Annotated in this window: 17 protein-coding genes; 10 read left to right on the top strand and 7 right to left on the bottom strand. The window is 64.0% G+C overall.

The genetic code is table 11. The annotated features are described in order from the left end of the window. Window positions 1–18 precede the first annotated feature (18 nt). Window positions 19–774, top strand: a complete 756-nt coding sequence (locus ACH488_RS07830) for an IclR family transcriptional regulator (RefSeq protein WP_397323345.1) — start codon at window positions 19–21, stop codon at window positions 772–774. Between the two features lie 196 nt (window positions 775–970). Here the strand turns inward: ACH488_RS07830 and ACH488_RS07825 are convergent, their stop codons facing one another. After that, window positions 971–2,461, bottom strand: coding sequence for a nucleobase:cation symporter-2 family protein (locus tag ACH488_RS07825; protein ID WP_397323344.1), 1,491 nt, complete (start codon window positions 2,459–2,461; stop codon window positions 971–973). Window positions 2,462–2,654: 193 nt separating this feature from the next. Beyond that, window positions 2,655–3,569 carry a factor-independent urate hydroxylase gene (gene pucL, locus ACH488_RS07820; RefSeq protein WP_397323343.1) on the bottom strand — a complete coding sequence of 305 codons (915 nt, stop codon included), beginning with the start codon at window positions 3,567–3,569 and terminating at the stop codon, window positions 2,655–2,657. 381 nt (window positions 3,570–3,950) lie between these two features. Here pucL and ACH488_RS07815 point away from each other — a divergent pair, with 381 nt between their 5' ends. Then, window positions 3,951–4,127: a hypothetical protein gene (locus ACH488_RS07815; RefSeq protein WP_397323341.1), complete on the top strand. Its 177-nt coding sequence runs from the start codon at window positions 3,951–3,953 to the stop codon at window positions 4,125–4,127. A 378-nt stretch (window positions 4,128–4,505) separates the two neighbouring features. After that, the gene (locus tag ACH488_RS07810) at window positions 4,506–5,441 is read left to right on the top strand and encodes a hypothetical protein (protein WP_397323339.1); all 936 of its coding nucleotides are present in this window, start codon (window positions 4,506–4,508) and stop codon (window positions 5,439–5,441) included. Between the two features lie 33 nt (window positions 5,442–5,474). Here the strand turns inward: ACH488_RS07810 and ACH488_RS07805 are convergent, their stop codons facing one another. Then, entirely contained in the window at window positions 5,475–6,392 is a 918-nt protein-coding gene (locus tag ACH488_RS07805) for a hypothetical protein (RefSeq protein WP_397323338.1), read from the bottom strand. Between the two features lie 229 nt (window positions 6,393–6,621). On the opposite strand from ACH488_RS07805, the gene ACH488_RS07800 reads away from it, so the two are divergent. After that, window positions 6,622–7,581, top strand: coding sequence for a hypothetical protein (locus ACH488_RS07800; protein WP_397323337.1), 960 nt, complete (start codon window positions 6,622–6,624; stop codon window positions 7,579–7,581). A gap of 137 nt (window positions 7,582–7,718) precedes the next feature. Here the strand turns inward: ACH488_RS07800 and ACH488_RS07795 are convergent, their stop codons facing one another. Next, window positions 7,719–9,059: an 8-oxoguanine deaminase gene (locus ACH488_RS07795; protein ID WP_397323336.1), complete on the bottom strand. Its 1,341-nt coding sequence runs from the start codon at window positions 9,057–9,059 to the stop codon at window positions 7,719–7,721. Window positions 9,060–9,483: 424 nt separating this feature from the next. On the opposite strand from ACH488_RS07795, the gene ACH488_RS07790 reads away from it, so the two are divergent. The 5 genes from ACH488_RS07790 to ACH488_RS07770 all read left to right on the top strand — a co-directional run bounded on the left by ACH488_RS07790 (window position 9,484) and on the right by ACH488_RS07770 (window position 16,857). Next, entirely contained in the window at window positions 9,484–9,978 is a 495-nt protein-coding gene (locus ACH488_RS07790) for a nucleoside deaminase (RefSeq protein ID WP_397323335.1), read from the top strand. A 39-nt stretch (window positions 9,979–10,017) separates the two neighbouring features. Then, the gene (locus ACH488_RS07785) at window positions 10,018–11,568 is read left to right on the top strand and encodes an NCS2 family permease (RefSeq protein ID WP_397323334.1); all 1,551 of its coding nucleotides are present in this window, start codon (window positions 10,018–10,020) and stop codon (window positions 11,566–11,568) included. A gap of 315 nt (window positions 11,569–11,883) precedes the next feature. Continuing rightward, window positions 11,884–13,131: an XdhC family protein gene (locus tag ACH488_RS07780; protein ID WP_397323602.1), complete on the top strand. Its 1,248-nt coding sequence runs from the start codon at window positions 11,884–11,886 to the stop codon at window positions 13,129–13,131. After that, window positions 13,122–14,057: an FAD binding domain-containing protein gene (locus ACH488_RS07775; protein ID WP_397323333.1), complete on the top strand. Its 936-nt coding sequence runs from the start codon at window positions 13,122–13,124 to the stop codon at window positions 14,055–14,057. Before ACH488_RS07780 ends, ACH488_RS07775 begins: the two co-directional genes overlap by 10 nt. Next, window positions 14,047–16,857 (top strand): molybdopterin-dependent oxidoreductase, encoded by a 2,811-nt coding sequence (locus ACH488_RS07770; RefSeq protein ID WP_397323332.1) that lies wholly within the window; start codon window positions 14,047–14,049, stop codon window positions 16,855–16,857. The genes ACH488_RS07775 and ACH488_RS07770 overlap by 11 nt, the downstream gene beginning before the upstream one ends. A gap of 83 nt (window positions 16,858–16,940) precedes the next feature. On the opposite strand, the gene ACH488_RS07765 is transcribed toward ACH488_RS07770, so the two are convergent. Next, window positions 16,941–17,402 (bottom strand): GNAT family N-acetyltransferase, encoded by a 462-nt coding sequence (locus ACH488_RS07765; protein ID WP_397323330.1) that lies wholly within the window; start codon window positions 17,400–17,402, stop codon window positions 16,941–16,943. 10 nt (window positions 17,403–17,412) lie between these two features. Next, a complete protein-coding gene (gene nboR / locus ACH488_RS07760) occupies window positions 17,413–18,051 on the bottom strand; it encodes a nicotine blue oxidoreductase (protein ID WP_397323328.1) in 639 nt (212 codons plus the stop codon). 156 nt (window positions 18,052–18,207) lie between these two features. Between nboR and ACH488_RS07755 the strand changes: the two genes are divergently transcribed. Next, the gene (locus ACH488_RS07755; protein ID WP_397323327.1) at window positions 18,208–18,399 is read left to right on the top strand and encodes a YegP family protein; all 192 of its coding nucleotides are present in this window, start codon (window positions 18,208–18,210) and stop codon (window positions 18,397–18,399) included. Between the two features lie 116 nt (window positions 18,400–18,515). Here ACH488_RS07755 and ACH488_RS07750 read toward each other — a convergent pair. Beyond that, window positions 18,516–18,725 (bottom strand): hypothetical protein (locus tag ACH488_RS07750; protein ID WP_397323325.1); only part of this gene is annotated, 210 nt, incomplete at its 5' end.

The following is an 18,725-nucleotide window of genomic DNA, read 5'->3' as shown; positions in this document are numbered from 1 at the left end:
GTCATTGGAGACAAGGGAATGGCTGAAAAAGCCTCCGGAGGCGTGCAGTCCGTTGAGCGCGTCTTTGAACTGCTGGAACTGATCACGGATGCAGGCGGGGACGTCACGCTCAGCGAGCTGTCGTCCTCCACCGACCTGCCCTTGCCTACCATCCATCGCCTTCTGCGTACCCTCGTGGCGCTCGGCTACATCCGCCAGCTGCCCAACCGCCGCTACGCCCTGGGCCCACGGCTCATCCGGCTCGGCGAGGGTGCCAGCAAGCAACTCGGTGCCGTGGCCCGCCCGCAGCTGAAGACCCTCGTGGAGCGGCTCGGCGAAACGTCCAACATGGCCGTCCTCGATTCCGACATGGTGATCTACGTAGCGCAGGTCCCGTCCATGCACTCCATGCGCATGTTCACCGAGGTAGGCCGCCGCGCCCACACGCACGACACCGGCGTGGGCAAGGCTATCCTGGCGCAGCTCGACGACGAGGTGGTCCGCGGCATCGTGGCCCGCACCGGCATGCCCACCCCGACGGCCAAGAGCATCGGGGACATCGACTCGCTCCTGGCCGACCTGAAGCTCATCCGTGAGCGTGGCTACTCCATTGACGAGGAAGAGCAGGAGCTCGGCGTACGCTGCTTCGCCATGGCCGTGCCGAACGCTCCCACCCCCACAGCGATCTCCGTTTCCGGCCCGATCACGCGTGTGGACCAGACCTTCGCCGACCGCGCAGTTCCCATGCTGCGGGAGGCGGCCCTGGCCATCTCCGCGGAGCTCAACCAGAACTAGCGCCTGCTTCCAGCAAGCGAACAGCCCCCATGCTTCCCGCAAGCATGGGGGTTCTCCTTTGCCCGCGTGCCCCGTGCTGGTGACGCTGGCACCTCGGCGCGTGCCGCCGTCGTACGTTCTATCGAAAGCCCGTTAACCCGGCGAAAGACGGCAGTGCCCCCAAGGAAACACTGCCGTCTTGCCGGTTAGCCCTGAACTAGTGCTCTGACGACGAGGTGCTCTTGAGCGGGACCTCATTGCCTTCGGCATCGATCAGCTTGCCGTTCTCGAAGCGGTCGCCATGTTCCAGGCACTTGATGTCCTCGGGAGTGACCACCCGCTCCGTGCCTGCCACAAACACCGACTGGTTGTCCGAGTTGCCGGCCTTGAAGTGGTTGAACAGGATGTTCAGGATGATCGCCATGACCGCTGCCGAACTGATGCCGGAGTGGAAGATCGTGGAGAACCAGGACGGGAACTGGTCGTAGAACTTCGGGGCGGCGATCGGGATCATGCCGAAGCCGATCGAGGCAGCCACGATGATCAGGTTCATGTTGTTCTTGTATTCGACCTTCGCGAGGGTGCGGATACCGCTGGCGGCAACCGTACCGAAGAGCACGACGCCGGCACCGCCCAGGACGGGCGTCGGAACCGCTGCGACCACTCGGCCGAGGATCGGCAGGAGGCCCAGGACAACCAGGATGAGGCCGCCGGCGCTGACCACGAAGCGGCTCTTGATGCCCGTGATGGCCACCAGGCCCACGTTCTGGGCGAAGGCGCTCTGGGTGAAGGAGTTGAACAGGGGGGAGATGGCGCTGGAGAGCATGTCGGCGCGCAGGCCGTTGCCGATCCGGCGGGAGTCCACCTTGGTGTCCACGATCTCACCTACTGCGATGATGTCCGCCGAGGTTTCCGTCAGGGTCACCAGGATGACGATGAGCATGGAGATGATCGCGGCAACCTCGAACGTGGGCGCGCCGAAAGCGAACGGAGTGGGGAAAGCCACGATGTCGCCCTGGCCAACCTTCGAGAAGTCGGCCATGCCGGTGACGGTTGCGATGACCGTGCCAATGACCATGGCGAGCAGGATCGAAAGGCGGGAGATTGCGGCATTGCCGATCTTGCTCAGCAGCAGGACAACACCCATGGTCAGTGCTGCGAGGCCGATGTTGGCCATGCTGCCATAGTTGTCAGCCTTGGCGTTGCCACCCATGGCCCAGTTGGCGGCGACCGGCATGAGGGTCAAGCCAATGGTGGTGATGACCGTGCCGGTGACCACCGGTGGGAAGAACTTGATGATCTTGGAGAAGAGGGGAGTGATGGCCAGGCCGATCAGCGAGGCCACAATGACCGAGCCGAAGACCGCCTGGATTCCGCCGCCGCCCTGCACGATCGCCACCATGGTGGAAACGCCGGCGAAGGACACGCCCTGGACCAGTGGCAATTGCGAGCCGAACCACGGAATGCCGACCGTCTGGAGAATGGTGGCCAGGCCGCCGACGAAGAGGCAGGCGGCGATCAGGAGGCCGATGTCCTGCGAGGACATGCCCGCGGCCGCGCCGATGATCAGTGGCGGAGCGATGATGCCGCCGTACATGGTGAGAACGTGCTGGAAGCCGTAAGCGAAGGTGCTTCCGATCGAGAGCCGCTGGTCCTCGGGACGCGCGGCGGTGGTATTGGCGGGGCGGGACTTCTTCTTGGTGTTCATGGCAGACTTTCTGGGTTCATGGCAGACGCCTTCGTCTGGCTAACTGTGTCTGGCTAACAAAAGTGTGGGTGTTTTTGGGGTCGGGTTTGGGTGCAGGTTCCGCCGTTGCGGGGGCGTCCCTCGGGCGGAACCTGCACACGAACTCCGGGTGGCCGAGCCTGCGGTTGAGTCGCGGACCCAGGCCGGGTGGTGCTTAGCAGAAGCCGGCGATGCCGCTCCAGGCAACGGGCGCGGCCGTGGTGTTGTCGCGCTGGACGGTTGCTTCGATGAGGCCGTACGGGCGGTCCGCGGCGTAGAAGACCTCGTTGGGGTTGTCCAGGCCGAACGGGCCCAGGTCAACCAGGAAGTGGTGCTTGTTCGGCATGGAGAACTTGATCTCGGCAACTTCGCTGTGTGCCTCGAGCACCTTCTTGCCCATGTCAAAGAGGGTCTGCTGCAGTGCGTGCGAGTAGTTCTCCGTGAAGCCCTCAAGCAGGAGGGCCTTGATGTCCTCGTAGCTCTTGTTGAAGTCCGTGGCCGAGGCGTCCAGGTTGGTGTTGTAGCGCCAGCGGGCGGATACGTCCGTGGCGAGGATGCGGTCCGTGGTCTCGGGGAGGGTGGTGTACTTGTCGCGCGGGTAGCCGACAAAACCGGACTGCGTGGTCTTCAGGACGGTCAGGTCCTTGAGGCCGGAAACAATGTGGGTGGTTGCGCCATCGCGGACGACGACGGCGGTGCGTACCTCTTGTCCGTTGCGGACGAAGCTGTGGTCGTGGCTTTCGCCGTGGGCCTGGATGCGGTCCCAGCTGTAGGACTCAGCTTCCCAGCGTCCACCCGTAACCCAGGAGAACTCGCCGGTGAAGTGGTTGGCGAGGCGCAGCAGGAAAGCCTCTGGGGAGCCCACACCTTCACGTGCGAAGGCGTAAACGGTGTTCTTCTGGGTGTCGGTGGCAACGACGTGGCCGTTGTCGCCCTCGAGGTGGGCTGCCTCAAAGTCACCGCGGAGCTGCGAGGTGACGTTCAGGTCTTCGATCTGGTGGCGGTCCGTATCCCGGGTGACCTTGACGACGCGGACTTCTGCTTTGCCGTACTGGTTTTCGCCGAGGACGATGTTGTTGCTCATGGTCATATCCCAACTTCTGTGCGGTGGAAACTACGTTCCATCAATGAAATTAAGCGCGTGTTTCCACTGCGTTTCTGGTGGAGCCGACCCCAACAAAAAAGAGCCGGCATCCATGGATGCCAGCTCATTACGACCCTGCCTGCTGCTCTCAGGTTACGTGACCTACGCCACGAACTTATTCGAGGGTAGCTTACGAAATCGGCTTGTGTATACGGGTTCCGGAAGATCGTTATGAAACAGCCAAATGTGACCGGGGCAACTTCTTCGGGGTGAAAAGTGGGTCTTGACGCTTGCTTTCGGCTTCTCCTAGACTTTTCACATAACAATAAAAAGTTTCCAAGATATGGAACTTCTTAGGCTAGCGAGCACTGGAAAGAGGAGGAACAGATGGACTCGAAGGATACGAACAACGTCGTGGAATTCCCGGCGCCGGGCCAGGAACTGTACCTGCCCTTCGGTGCTACCGATCCGGACTTTTACATTCCGGCCGACTGCGACCGCAAAGCGAGCGGATTCTCCCGCTGGCTGCGCGCACTCCCGGTCTTCGGCCGGCAGCGCCCCTGATTCCTGCATTGACGGGGCGCGGACTCTGCGCAACAGAGCCAACGAGGCGGGCGGCACCTGGGGAGGTGCCGCCCGCTTTGTTGTCCCCTGCCCCGTGCCCACCCCACCCCGCCCCCGCGCCTACCTCGCGCCCGTGCCCACCCCGCGCCCGCGCCTACCCCGCCCCCGCGTCCACCACGCCCAGCCAGCCCACCGTCGGCCGTTTCGATGCTTGGCTGCCCATTAGACGGCAGGAGTCGTCTATGGCGCAGGGAGCCATCGATGTGGTGTTGCCTGGGCGGCGTGTTCTTCGTGGCAGGTCGTGCCGTGCGGCTGCCTTTCTCCACATAGCGAGAGTAGAGTCTTTGCGCGCTCGGGACGGTCGACGAGGCTTGTTGCATGGCGAGCAAGACGCTTCACGAACTCCCGGTCGGCATGAACCTTTGGCGTACGGCTGAACTCGAAGACTCCGGGTTCAATTCACGAAAGATTGCAGCACTGGTTCGGGGCGGTGAGCTCGTAAGACTGAGGCGAGGCTGCTACGTCAGGGGGACGGTGTGGTCAGCGCAAAAGCCGTGGGTTCAGAGTCGCCAACTCATCGCCGCACATGCCCATGGGACGCTCTCGACGTCTGGTGGTTGGCTGGTCTATAGCCACACCTCAGCTGCCCGCCTCCATCGTTTGTTCCTCTGGGACGTTGACGATCGGATCCACATCACCCAAAAGACACCTCCATCGCCGGTATCGCATGGCAAGGATGTTGTCCCGCATACGCGGGCTCTGAAGCCGGGAGAGATCAGGATGGTCGATGGACTTCCATGTACATCTCTGGCGCGCACCGTGGTGGACTGTTGCCGCCTGCTCGACTATCGGCAGGCATTGATCTTGATGGACCATGCGCTGCGCAAGGGCGTAAATCGCAATGAATTGTGGGATGTGTGCCGTGCGCTCGCTGGGCGGAGTGGAGTACTCACCTTGCGGCGCGCACTTAAGTACGCGGATCCTCGTTCAGAGTCTCCCGGCGAGACCTTGACCAGGGAGTTGATCGTCAGGCTTCGCATTGAGCTGCCCGATTTGCAGGTGAAGGTCCGGACGAATGAAGGAAATCATCGGATCGACTTGGCTTGGCGGGCAAAGAGGGTGGCCTTGGAGTTTGACGGGAAGATCAAGTATTTCGACTTTGCGCCCACTGACGAGGTCATATTCCAGGAGAGGCAACGGGAGAAGGCCCTGATTGAACAGGGCTGGACGTTCATTCGGCTCACATGGCGGGATCTGTTCCGGGAACAAGAGTTGAAGGCGCGGATTGTGACGGCTCTTCAGCGGGCCGCTTAGACGACCCGCTGCGCATTAGACGCCCCCTGCCGTCTAGCACGCAGGAAGCCGTCTAAGGGGATACGGCCCTGTCGAAATGGGGCGAATGTGATCCACGTAACAATCGGCAGCTTGCTGAGGGCTTCGCGTAAGCTGGGCAAACGGCCACCCTTCGGGTCTTAAAGGTCGCCGTGGCCCCTTTGTTTGGGCCGCACTTGCTGGCTCGATGGCGCCGGACAGTCGTCCGCACGTGTCGTACTGCAGCAGGTCGAGCAATGACTGACGCTCGTCATCGGGCTGTGCCGGAACCTGGGATTCCGGCTGACAACCCCTGCCTGGCAGGTGGAAACAAAGAGCCGGACTGGGGGTCTGGCGCCGCCCAGCAGCAGCATGAACGCTGCTTCCCCAAAGGAAAACAATGTCATTGAAACCCACCCTCGTTACGCTGGGGGCGGTGATCGCGTTGGCTCTTGCAGGATGCACGGACCCCGGCACGCCACCGCCCACCGAAAGCCCGACCGCAACATCGACGGCGGAACCTACGTCAGAGCCGACGTCGAGTCCCACGGACCCTACGACGGAACCGACCGGCTCGCCGTCTCCGACCAGTGAACCCACCTCCACCTCGTCGCCGACTCCAACGGAGGAACCGACGGCGACTTCCTCGCCTACTCCGACGGCGAGCCCGACGTCGACAGCGTCACCAACGGCCACGCCGACGCCAACGCCGACACCCACAACCACGCCAACGCCGACGGCAAGCCCGACGTCGACAGCGTCACCAACGGCCACGCCGACAGCGACGTCTACGCCGACGGTCACGCCAACCCCCACGGCTACGCCGACTCCAACGGCCACGCCGACGGTCACGCCAACCCCCACGGCTACGCCGACTCCGACGGCCACGCCGACGGTCACGCCAACCCCCACGGCTACGCCGACTCCAACGGCCACGCCGACCGCGACACCCACGCCGACCCCAACCCCCACCACGCCCCCATCCGGCGGCAGCCTGGCCAACCTGGCCCGCATTCCGTGGGACGGCGGACCTGGATACTGGGCCAAGTTCCCGGGTGCGGCGAAGCTTAACAATCCGAATCTGTTCCCGATCGGTGTTTGGTACGGCAAGCCCGGCCACGCAGCACAGCTCAAGGACATCGGCGTGAACGTCTATCACAACGCCGAACACGATGGATCAACCATGAAGTCCATCACTGACACTGGCATGTTGGTCATTCCCGGCGGGGAGTGGAAGCAGTCCGAGGTTGGTACGGACCCCGGAGTGGTCGGCTGGGACACGGATGACGAATGCGAGATGGTGGGCCTGGGCTGCGGCAGTGTGTCGGCCGAGCAGAACCTGCAAATCATGAAGCAGCTTGTCGCCAACATCCGGGCCAAGAATGATGGCCGTCCGGCCTTCGCAAACTACAGCAAGGGCATCTTTGGAACGTACTGGGCGCCGGGCCTGATGGATGACTTCATGGCCGCGGTGGATGCGAGCAGCAACGACCAGTATTTCTATACCCGGGCCGACCTGCAGTTCGAGGCGGATCGGACGCCGTCGTGGCCCGATGGGGCCAAGGCCGCGAGCAGCGCTGCGTATGGCTGGGTCGCGGACCGGATGAGGGTCTACCAGTCAAGCCCGGGAATCCAGCCGAACTGGGTGTTCGTGGAATCGGCCCGACCGTTCCTGGAGAGCAACAATGACCGGACCATCACGCCTGAGCAGATGGAAGGCGCCATGTGGTCTGCCATCATTCATGAGGCGAGAGGCATCAACATCTTCCAGCACAACAACGATCCCCAGTTCGGGACGTACAGCCTGGTGGACATCCCCGCTGACCGTAAGGCAAAGATCAAGGCTGCGCTGGCCGGTATCCAGTCCTTGGCGCCTGTTCTGAACACACAGAGCTACGTCTGGAATGCCGGAGCTTCGGGTACGGACACCATGCTGAAGGCCAAGGATGGCAGTGCCTACCTGTTCGCCGGCATCGGTCTCAATGGCAGCACGGGTTCCAAGACCTTCACCCTCCCGTCAGGTATCACGGGAACCCAGGTTGAGGTTGTTGGGGAAAACCGTACGATTACCGTGCAAAACGGCAAGTTCACGGATTCGTTCGCGAACGAGTACACGCACCACATCTACAAGATCGCGATCTAGCGAAGCCGCGTCGATGCTGGAGATCGACGCGACCTAAACAACCCGCGAAAGCGCCGGAAAGGTGCGAAAACGCCGGAACGTTCCCTACGAAAGGGAAGCGTTCCGGCGTTCTCGCGCCTACGGGCAGCAAGACAAACCTACCCCGCCACCAACTTCCGTGCCGCGGCCGAGTGCTCCGCGATCAGCCCGGCTACATCAAGATCGGGAATCGCCCCGTCCACCACGCGCCATGAACCACCCACCATCACGCGATCAGCCCGGTCCGCGCCGCACAGCAAGAGTGCGGCTACGGGATCGTGGCTTCCGGAAAAGCGCAGCGAATCCAGCTTGAACAGGGCCAGGTCAGCCTGCATACCCGGAGCCAGCTGCCCAATATCCGAACGCCCAAGAACGGCGGCGGACCCACGGGTGGCCCATCCCAGGGCCCGGGATACGGGAACAGAGGCGCCGTAGCGGAGCCGCTGCAGGTACAGGGCTTGCCGTGCCTCGAGAATCATGTTGGACGCATCGTTGGAGGCCGAGCCGTCCACGCCCAGGCCCACGGGTACGCCGGCATCCTCGAGTTCCAGGACGCGGGCGGTACCGGAGGCCAACCGCATGTTGGAGGTGGGGCAATGCGCGACGGCGGTGCCCGCGGCTCCCAGCCTGGCGATCTCCTCGTCGTTGAAGTGGATGCCGTGTCCCAGCCAGGTACGGGATCCGAGCCAGCCAACGGATTCCAGGTAATCGACGGTCCGGAGGCCGAACATGGACCGGCAGAAGTCTTCCTCGTCGATGGTTTCCGCGAGGTGCGTGTGCAGCCGGACGTCGTAGCGCTCGGCCATGGCGGCGGATTCGGCCATGATTTCCTTCGTCACCGAGAAGGGCGAGCAAGGTGCCAGCGCGATCTGTACAGAGGCCCCGGGACCGGCTTCGTGATAGGTACGGATGAGTCGTTCGCTGTCCGCGAGGATCGCCTCGGGTGACTGGACCGTGGTCCTGGGCGGCAGCCCGCCGTCGTCCTCTCCCAACGTCATGGAGCCGCGCGTCAAGGTGGCCCGCATGCCCATGGAACGCACGGCGGCCACCTCAATGTCGATCGCGTCGTCCATGCCGTCGGGAAAGAGGTAGTGGTGATCGGCGGCCGTGGTGCAGCCGGACAGCAGGAGCTCGGCCAACGCCACCTGCACAGCGAGTTCCAGGCTCCTCGGAGTGAGCCGCGCCCAGACGGGGTAGAGGTTCTGCAGCCACGGGAACAGGGGCACGTTGGCCACGGGACCCCAGGCACGGGTAAGGGTTTGGTAGAAGTGGTGGTGCGTGTTGATCAGGCCCGGCAGCACCACGTGGCCTGATGCATCGAATTCGGTGCAAGGCATGGACGGGCGGGCGCCGGACGGCACCAGTTCAACGATCGTTCCGGAGTCGGAAACCACCAGGCCGTTGCCGGCGTCGAGGTTGTTTGCGGTGAAGATACCCAGGGGGTTTTTGATCCAAAGCACGGAGGGCTCCTTGTCTGGTCGGCATGAATGCGTTCCAGCTCAGTTCGGCCCTGTCTGCTGATCCAGGAACCGGCCACCTGGAAAGGCGCCGGTCCACCAAGCGTAAAAGCGCCCGACGGCGGCCGTCAACGCCCGCAGCAAAGGTTGCCGGTCACATTGGCGCGCCAGCGACGAGTCAGGCACGCTGGATTCGTAATTTCGCATGACGAAATAAAGTTTTCAAAAAACTATGGCGCGGCTCACAAATCTGGTGCTACGCTCTTACTGCCAAAGGCGGGCACCCGGACCTCGGGAAGCTATCTACCAGGCGCAACTTAACCTTCATCGCACATGCTGAAGCCTGGTAACCAAGCTAACTGGAGCTGTTTTTTGCAGCGCCCCCGAACAGGTCACCCGGCTTCCACAGCACTAAGGAAGTCGCAACATGAGTACAACCGTCACGGCCGAGCAATTCCTGGCCACATCCATTGAGCTGGCAACAGCCAATGTCCTGAACAGTGGGGGCCCCTTTGGCGCCGTCATTGTTACCGCGGATGGACGAGCCTTCGAAGGCGTCAACCGCGTAACCGCCACGAACGATCCCACCGCCCACGCAGAAGTTACGGCCATCCGCAACGCCTGCCGCGAACTGGGAACCTTCGATCTGAGCGGTGCAACCCTCTACACCAGCTGCGAGCCTTGCCCCATGTGCCTGGCCTCCGCACTCTGGGCACGCGTGGACCGCGTGTTCTTCGCCGCAGACCGTCACGACGCCGCATCCGTGGGCTTCGATGACGCAGTCTTCTACGAGTACTTCGAGAACCACAACCGGGACGCGCTGATGCCGGTAGCCAAGCTGGAACTGGGCGACCCCCAGGCTCCGGCGGCCCTCCAGCCGTTCAACACCTGGAACACGCTTGATTCCAGGATTGATTACTAGGGCCCGGCGGCTGACATGGAAATCCTGGAAAACGCAGAAATGCAGACAGCAGCTGAAAAGCAGGCTGCGCTCTTCCCCAACGGGGACAAGAACGCAGAGCCCACAGCGGCACCAGCAAAGCACACGGCTACGGCCCTCGCCAACGGAGGCGGCAAGAAGCCGCCGAACTTCCTGGATAAGTTCTTCCAGATCACCAAGCGCGGCTCCACGTTGGCCCGCGAATTCCGCGGCGGCTTGGTCACGTTCTTCACCATGGCGTACATCGTGATCCTCAACCCGCTCATCCTGGGTGGCTTCTCTGCCGAGAACGCCCCAACGGATGTAGCCGGGGGCTGGCTCTCCGCAGCCCAGGTGGGTGCAGTTACCGGCCTGACGGCGGGCGTCATGACCATTGTCTTCGGCCTCGTGGCCAATCTTCCCTTCGGACTCGCGGCAGGCTTGGGCATCAACTCGTTCCTTGCCGTCGCAGTGATCCAGGAGGTCACGTGGCCCGAAGCCATGGGCCTGGTGGTCATCAACGGCGTCCTGATTGTCCTCTTCGGCGCCACGGGCGCCCGGACCGCGATCTTCAAGGCAGTACCCAAGGAACTCAAGGCCGCCATCACCGTGGGCATTGGCCTGTTCATTGCCTTCATTGGCTTCGTCGATTCCGGCTTTGTCCGTCCCACGGCTGGCGGCCCACCGGTCCAGCTCGGCAATGACGGATCCATCACCTCAATCCCCACCCTCGTCTTCATCGTGGGACTGCTGACCATGGGTATCCTCGTGGCCCGCAAGATCCAGGGCGGCCTGCTGATCGGCATCGTCGCTACCACTGTCCTCGCCGCTGTTGCCGAGGCTGTGTTCCACATCGGTCCAGGCACCGCCGACAACCCCGGCGGCTGGCACCTCAACGTCCCCATCCTGTCCAGCCAGCTGGTGTCCGTTCCGGACCTGAGCCTGGTGGGCCAGTTCGACCTCTTCGGTTCGTTTGCCCGGATCGGTGGACTGGCCGCCACCATGCTGGTCTTCACCTTGGTGTTCACCAACTTCTTCGACGCCATGGGCACCATGACCGGCCTGGCCAAGAGCGCCGGAGTGGCCCACAAGGACGGAACGTTCCCCAAGCTGAAGTCCGCCTTCATTGTCGAAGGCATGGGCGCGGTAGTGGGCGGCGCAACCTCCGGTTCGTCCAACACCGTGTACATCGACTCGGCAGCGGGCATCGGCGAAGGAGCCCGTACCGGCTTGGCCTCAGTGGTCACGGGCTTGCTCTTCCTGGGCTCGATGTTCTTCACTCCGCTCACCTCGGTGGTCCCGCTGGAAGTTGCAGCGGCAGCCCTGGTGGTGGTTGGCGCGATGATGATGGCGCAGATCCGCGAAATCAAGTTCACCAAGTTCGCCATCGCACTCCCGGCGTTCCTGACCATCGTGACCATGCCGCTGACGTACTCCATCGCCAACGGCATCGGCGTCGGGTTCATCTCCTTCGCCGTCGTCAACGCGGCATCGGGCAAGGCCAAGAAGGTCCATCCGCTCATGTGGGTGGTCACGGCAGGCTTCGTGATCTACTTCGCCCGCGGCCCGATCAACGCCCTGATGGGCATTTAGCGGCCGCGCGAAACCCCGGGCCGGCGGGCAAACCGGCACCATGATCGGCGGTCCGTTGGATCCCACCGCACGAATAGGCGCCCGCCGTCGTCGTCCCGCTCCATACGGGAACGACGGCGGGCGGCGGCTGGGTTCCGATGCTCCGCTATGGAGCGGGGGCAGGGAGATGAAGCCCTTGCCCCCGCACCTATGACTTCTTACTGATTAATCGCGACTACCCCTCAACAACCTTCGGGAATGAGAACATGGGGCAAGATCGCGCACTGCTCCGGCCGGGCCACCTGGCCGGGACACCTGGAAAAAGGACGTGTAGCCATGCTGGATCTGATGCCTTCACTGGGCAGCTGGCGGCCTGCGGTCTCCGGCCAGCTCTGCGCCGTGGCCACGATCGTGGGGACCGGTGGTTCCGTGCCGCGGCCCATGGGGACCTCCATGATGGTCTCGGAGAACGGCGAAATCCTGGGCAGCCTGTCCGGCGGCTGCGTGGAAGGCGCCGTGGTTGAAGCGGCCCTGGAAGCAATGCGCGACGGCGGCCCGCGGCTTGAGTCGTTCGGCTACAGTTCCGAGGACGCGTTCGCCGTCGGACTCACCTGTGGAGGGGAACTGGAAGTCCACATCCAGCCCCTCAAAGCCGGAATGCCGGAGCTCTCCGCGTTCACAGGCCCCACGGCCAACGATGATCACAACCCACCTCCCTTGGCACTGATCCGCAGGCTCGACGCCCAAGGAGGCGCCGTCGTCGTGCATGATCCGGTCCGGTTCCGGGCCATGGAGTCCGAGGACCTCGCCAGGCTGCTGGGGGACCATCCGGCCACGCTCTTCGCTGCCGCTGCCCAGATTGAGCCGCTGCTCCAGGGCGGCCGCGCCGGCTTGGTCCGGCTCGCTCCACCCGAAGGCTGCATTGACGGCTGGGTCACGCTGGACCGATGGGACAACCCCCGTGAAGAACCCGAGCCGCAACCCATCACGTTGTTCGTGGAGAGCCGCCTCCCCGCTGCCCGGATGCTGGTCTTCGGTGCCAACGACTTCGGGGCAGCGCTGCTCCCCGCCGGCCAATTGCTCGGCTACAACGTCACCCTCTGCGATGCCCGACCCGCGTTTGCCCAGCAAAACCGCTTCGCGGGCGCGGACCAGGTAGTGACGGACTGGCCGCACCGCTACCTCGAAGGCGAGGCCGCGGCCGGACGCATCGATGCCCGCACGGTGGTGTGCGTCCTGACCCACGACCCCAAATTCGATATCCCTTTGCTGCAAACGGCGTTGAACCTGAAGCTCGCCTACGTTGGCGCGATGGGTTCGCGGCGAAGCCACCGGCAACGCATCGATGCCTTGCTGGACAAGGGGACCCCGGCCGAGGCCCTGGAGCGTTTGCATTCCCCGATTGGCCTGGAGCTCGGTGCCGTCACACCGGCGGAAGTCGCGGTTTCCATCACGGCGGAGATCGTGACCTCACGCGGGAGCCGGCCCAGAACAGGCGCGTTCCGTTCCCTCAAAGACAGCTCGGGGCCCATCCACTCGAGCGCTAACACAGACCCTGAAACCCAGGAGGACCCATGGACATGAACACCATCGAGGCCGTGGTGCCCACCACGGACCCTTCCGAGTGGCGTGAAGGTGACGCCTGGCTGGCTGGCGGGACCGTCCTCTTCTCCTACGGAAGCACCGTCCTGCAGCGGCTCCTTGACCTGGGGAATGCGGGCTGGCCGGCCATCACGGTGAGCGATGAAGGCATCGAACTCGCCGCGACCTGCACTGTCGCGGAGCTCTACGCTCTCCCGGAAGCGGTGGAAACCGCCCACCGCGAGTGGCCCGGTCTCGCCCTGATCCGTCCGAGCTGCGACTCCTTTGTGGCGTCGTTCAAGATCTGGAATATGTCCACGGTGGGCGGCAATATCTGCACGTCCCTTCCGGCGGGCCCCATGATCTCGCTGTGCGCCGGACTCGACGGTGTCGCCACGATCCTCAGCCCTGATGGCTCCAGCCGCACGGTGACTGTCGCGGACTTCGTCACGGGCGAACTGCAAAACGTCCTGGCCCCCGGCGAACTCCTCCGGAGCATCCACCTTTCCGCAGAAGCACTCTCCGCCCGCGTAGCTTTCCGGCGTCTGTCCCTGAGCAACCTTGGACGCTCCGGCGTGCTGCTGATCGGCCGGCTTGATCCCGTCTTCGGACTGGTCATCACCGTGACGGCTTCCACCAAACGGCCCGTACAGCTGCGGTTCCCCGCGGACAAGGTTCCCGACGCGCGGACTCTGGCCGCCGCCGTCGAACATTCAATTCCCGCTGACCTGTACCACGACGACATCCACGGCCTGCCCGAGTGGCGGCATGACATGACGTTGCGGCTTGCCGAGGAAATCCGGGCAGAGCTGCTGGACGAATCGATGACCGTGTCCGGCGACTTCTGGCCGCCCCACGCCACGTCGCCGCAGCCGTCCGCGCAACCCGAACTCCCAGGCACCTCGAAGGAGGCCTCCCATGGCAATTGAGATCAACGGCGCTGCCTCGCAGGCCACACCCCGTCCCGGCCAGTGCCTGCGCACCTTCCTGCGCGAGCAAGGCAATTTCGGGGTCAAGAAGGGCTGCGACGGCGGTGACTGCGGAGCGTGCACAGTGCACGTGGACGGCACGCCCGTGCACAGCTGCATCTACCCGGCCGTCCGTGCCGAGGGCAAAGCCGTCACCACCATCGAAGGCCTTGCCACTGCCGAGGGACTCCACCCTGTGCAGGAGCAGTTCATGGAGGGCCAGGGCTTCCAATGCGGTTTCTGCACCGCTGGCATGATGATGACCGCCGCGACGTTCGACGACGAGCAGCGCGCCAATTTGCCGCGGAACCTCAAAGGAAACCTGTGCCGCTGCACCGGCTACCGCTCCATCGCGGACGCGGTGTGCGGGCATTCAACCGACGCTCACAAGCACGACGCCGGTAGTGACGTTTCCGGGGCACCGGCACCAGCCGCCGTGGAAGCCAAAGCGGGACAGCTCGGCGACAACGTCCCCGCACCCGCCAGCCAGGCCGTGGTCACCGGCACCGCCCGCTACACCCTGGATGTCCCGGCGGAGCAACTCCCGGGCTTGCTGCACCTCAAGCTCCTGCGTTCCCCGCATGCCCACGCCCGGATTGTGTCCATCAACAAGGCACCCGCCCTGGCTGTGCCTGGAGTGGTTGCCGTCTTCACGCATGAGGACGCGCCCCAACAGCTGTTCTCGACCGCACAACACGAGATCTACACCGACGATCCGGACGATACCCGGGTGCTGGACACCGTAGTCCGCTTCATTGGCCAGCGCGTTGCCGCCGTCGTAGCCGAATCCGTGGGAGCTGCCGAGGCCGGTGCCCGTGCCCTGGAAGTGGAGTATGAACTCCTGGAGCCCGTCTTCACGCCGCAGGAAGCCATCCTCCCGGGTGCTCCCGCGATCCACGGGGAGAAGGATGCAGTCCAGTCCCGGATTGCCCGGCCGCTGGACAATGTGGTGGCCGAGGTCCACGCGGAACTCGGCAGTGTGGAGGAAGGGTTCGCGGCCGCTGACTTCATCCATGAACACACGTACCAGACCCAGCGCGTGCAGCACGTGGCGATGGAAACCCACGCGTCCATTGCTTGGCTGGACGAGGAAGGCCGGCTCATGGTCCGTTCCTCCAGCCAGGTTCCGTTCCTGGTGAAACGCACCCTGGTCCGGCTCTTCGAGCTCCAGCCAGAGAACGTTCGCGTGGTCGCGGGCCGCGTGGGCGGTGGTTTCGGTGGCAAGCAGGAAGTGTTGACGGAAGACCTCGTGGCGTTGGCGGCCCTGGCCCTTCGCAGGCCAGTCCAGCTTGAGTTCACCCGTACCGAGCAGTTCACTGCCACCACCACGCGCCACCCGTTCACCATCAAGCTCAAGGCGGGAGCCAACCGGGACGGCTACCTCACCGCGCTGCAACTCGACGTGGTCACCAACACCGGCGCCTACGGCAATCACGCGCCGGGCGTCATGTTCCACGGCTGCGGGGAATCCCTGGCTGTGTACAAGTGCGCCAACAAGAAGGTGGATGCCCAGTCCGTGTATACCAACACGGTCCCGGCGGGAGCCTTCCGTGGATACGGCTTGAGCCAGATGATCTTCGCCATCGAATCCGCCATCGACGAGCTCGCCGTCGGGATCGGCATGGACCCCCTGGAGTTCAGGCTCAAGAACATGGTCCGCTCCGGCGACCACATGCTCTCCACCACGCCCGAGCCGGAAGAGGACGTGCACTACGGAAGCTACGGGCTGGACCAGTGCGTGGACTTGGTGCGCGATGCGTTGGACCGGGGCAAGGAACGCTACCGTGCCGCGGGCCTCGACGACCTCGGCCCGGAGTGGGTTACCGGTGAAGGCGCGGCACTGTCCATGATCGATACCGTTCCGCCGCGCGGCCACTTCGCCCACACCCGGGTGAGCCTGGAAGCGGACGGAAGGTTCGCCGTCGACGTCGGAACGGCGGAGTTCGGGAACGGCACCACTACGGTCCACGCGCAATTGGCTGCCACGGCGCTGGCTTCCTCGGCGTACAAGATTCAGGTGCGGCAATCGGACACGGACCTCGTTGAGCACGATACGGGTGCATTTGGTTCGGCCGGAACGGTGGTGGCCGGAAAGGCAACGCTTGCCGCGGCATTGGAGCTCGCCACCCGCATCCAAACCGTGGCGGCCTCGTTGACCGGTGTTCCGTTGGCGGGCTGCCGTTTGGTTGAGGGGGCCGTGGAATGCGGCGACCGTTCGGTGCCGCTGAAGGAGATTTACGACGCCGGCACTCTCCAGGGCGTCCGGCTCGCCGCCGACGGCAACTGGGGTGGGACGCCGCGCTCGGTGGCCTTCAACGTCCATGGCTTCCGGGTCGCCGTCAACACGGGAACGGGGGAGTTGCGGATCCTGCAGAGCGTCCAGGCGGCTGACGCCGGCGTGGTGGTCAACCCGCGGCAATGCCGGGGGCAGATCGAGGGCGGCATCGCACAGGCACTGGGCGCCACGTTGTACGAGGAAGTGAAGGTGGATGACCACGGCCAGGTCACCACGGACATCCTGCGCCAGTACCACATTCCGTCCTTCGCGGACGTACCCCGGAGCGAGGTGTACTTTGCCACTACCAACGACTCCACCGGCCCACTCGGCGCCAAGTCCATGAGCGAAAGCCCGTTCAACCCCGTGGCTCCAGCGCTGGCCAACGCCATCCGGAACGCCACAGGGATCCGCTTCGGCCATCTGCCCATCGCCCGGGACAAGATCTACCTGGCCCTCCGCGACCGCAGCACCGCCTCCGTCTGACCCAACCACCCCGCTTACCCAACTGGGGGACAGTAAACGTCGCAATGGACACCCATAGCGACGTTTGCTGTCCCCTACTTGGGTTAAAGGGGGAGTTCCATGAACACGCTGTTTGGATCCAGGGTGTAGTCGGCAAAAGGAGCGCACTCCGTGAACCCGTGCTTGGCATACAAACGCCGCGCGGGAGCGAAGTACTCCTCGGTCCCCGTTTCCAGGGCAACCCGGTCATAGCCGCGGTTCCGTGCCTCGGCCACAATGTGGTTCAGCATCAACGTGGCTACGCCGCGACCCCTGGCCCCGGAAGTGGTCCGCATCGACTTGATCTCCGCTTCGCCCGGAACACCCAACACCTTCAACGCCCCGCAACCCAGGAGCACACCGTCTTCCCTGGCAGTCCAGAACGTGATGGACTCGTGCTGCAACGCCGAATGATCCAGGGCATGGACGCTCTCCGCGGGCGACGTGGCGAACATATCGGCCAGGTGTTCGCTCAAGAGGGCATGGACGTCGGGGCGTGCGGGATCGTCGTTTTCGATGCGGATCATGCCCCCAAATTTACCCCTCCAGCAGGTGCAGCTGGTCCTTGGTATCCAGGTCCTCGCCGGAGCAGAGATCGCTGCAATCTACCAGGTCCACCAGCCCCGGGTGCGCCTTCAGGAACGATCGCGCACCGGTATCACCGCTCGCTGCCGCAGCGGCTTCGGCGCGGAGTCCGACGTCGATAATCACCGGGTGCCGGCGCTTCAGCTGGCCCGACTCATCAGGGTAGGCGGCCGCAGTGATCCGGCCGGGACGGTGGCTGCCCAGCAACCTGCTCACCGCCGTCGGGGTTAATCCGGGCTGGTCCACCAGCGCAACCATGATGCTGTTGCCCTGCGATGCCGCCTCGATTCCCGTGCGGAATGAGCCAGCCATTCCCTTTGCCCATGCAGCGTTTTCCACCACGGTGTACCGCTCCAGGTCGGTGCTGTTCCTGATGCGTTCGGCTTCGGCGCCGAGTACCACCACCACCTCGCGGCAGCCGCCGTCGAACAGGGTATCGGCCACTACTTCAACCAGAGTGCGCCCGCGGAAAGGCAGAAGGGCTTTGGGGCCGCGGCCCAAGCGGGTGCCGGCCCCGGCAGCGAGCAGGACGCCGGTGATGGGCGCCGTGCCGGATTGAGTCATAAACACACCATACGCGCGGGCTTCCATGCGGTCTCTAGCTCCTTCAAGGCTTTCCGGGACATCTACCAAAATCGGTTGCAAACTACTCATGGGTAGGGCTGTTGGCGGCGTCCGACGGCGATTACTGTCTGAAGGGACACGTTCAAATCAGCTCTGGTGCAATGACGCGTGGAGGTCAGCAAGATGGCGGGCAGTTTCGAAATTCTCAAGGCAGGAACCAACACCTTCCGTTTCCGGCTCACGGCCGACGATGGAACCGTTGTGGCAGTGTCGCCACAGTTCCCGAGCCTGGCAGCCGTGGTTGCCGGAATCAATGCCGTCCGGGAGAACGCAGCCACCGGATTCGTCGTGGACCGGAGGAATCTGGGGACGTAGCTTGTCCGGTTGAACGCAAAGGTGGCGGCAGTGTTCGTTGGGAACACTGCCGCCACCTTTTTCATGCGGTCTTTTGGGTCGACTTGTCAGGTGTCGCCTTATTGCGCGTCGGCTTGTTACGCGTCGCCGCCGGCGCCACCCGTGGTGCCCGCGTTGACGTCGAGCAGCTTGTACCGGTCAATCGCGTACGACGGCGCGCCCTCCTCAACCTCGCCCCTCGCCGCCAGCATCTGCAGGGTTTTGGTGACGATGGAGTGGGTGTCGTTTTTGAAGTAGCGGCGTGCGGCTTGGCGGGTGTCGGAGAAGCCGAAGCCGTCTGCTCCGAG

The organism is Paenarthrobacter sp. NPDC018779 (assembly GCF_044391085.1).
Lineage (GTDB): Bacteria > Actinomycetota > Actinomycetes > Actinomycetales > Micrococcaceae > Arthrobacter.
This window is presented reverse-complemented; position numbering and strand designations above follow the sequence as displayed.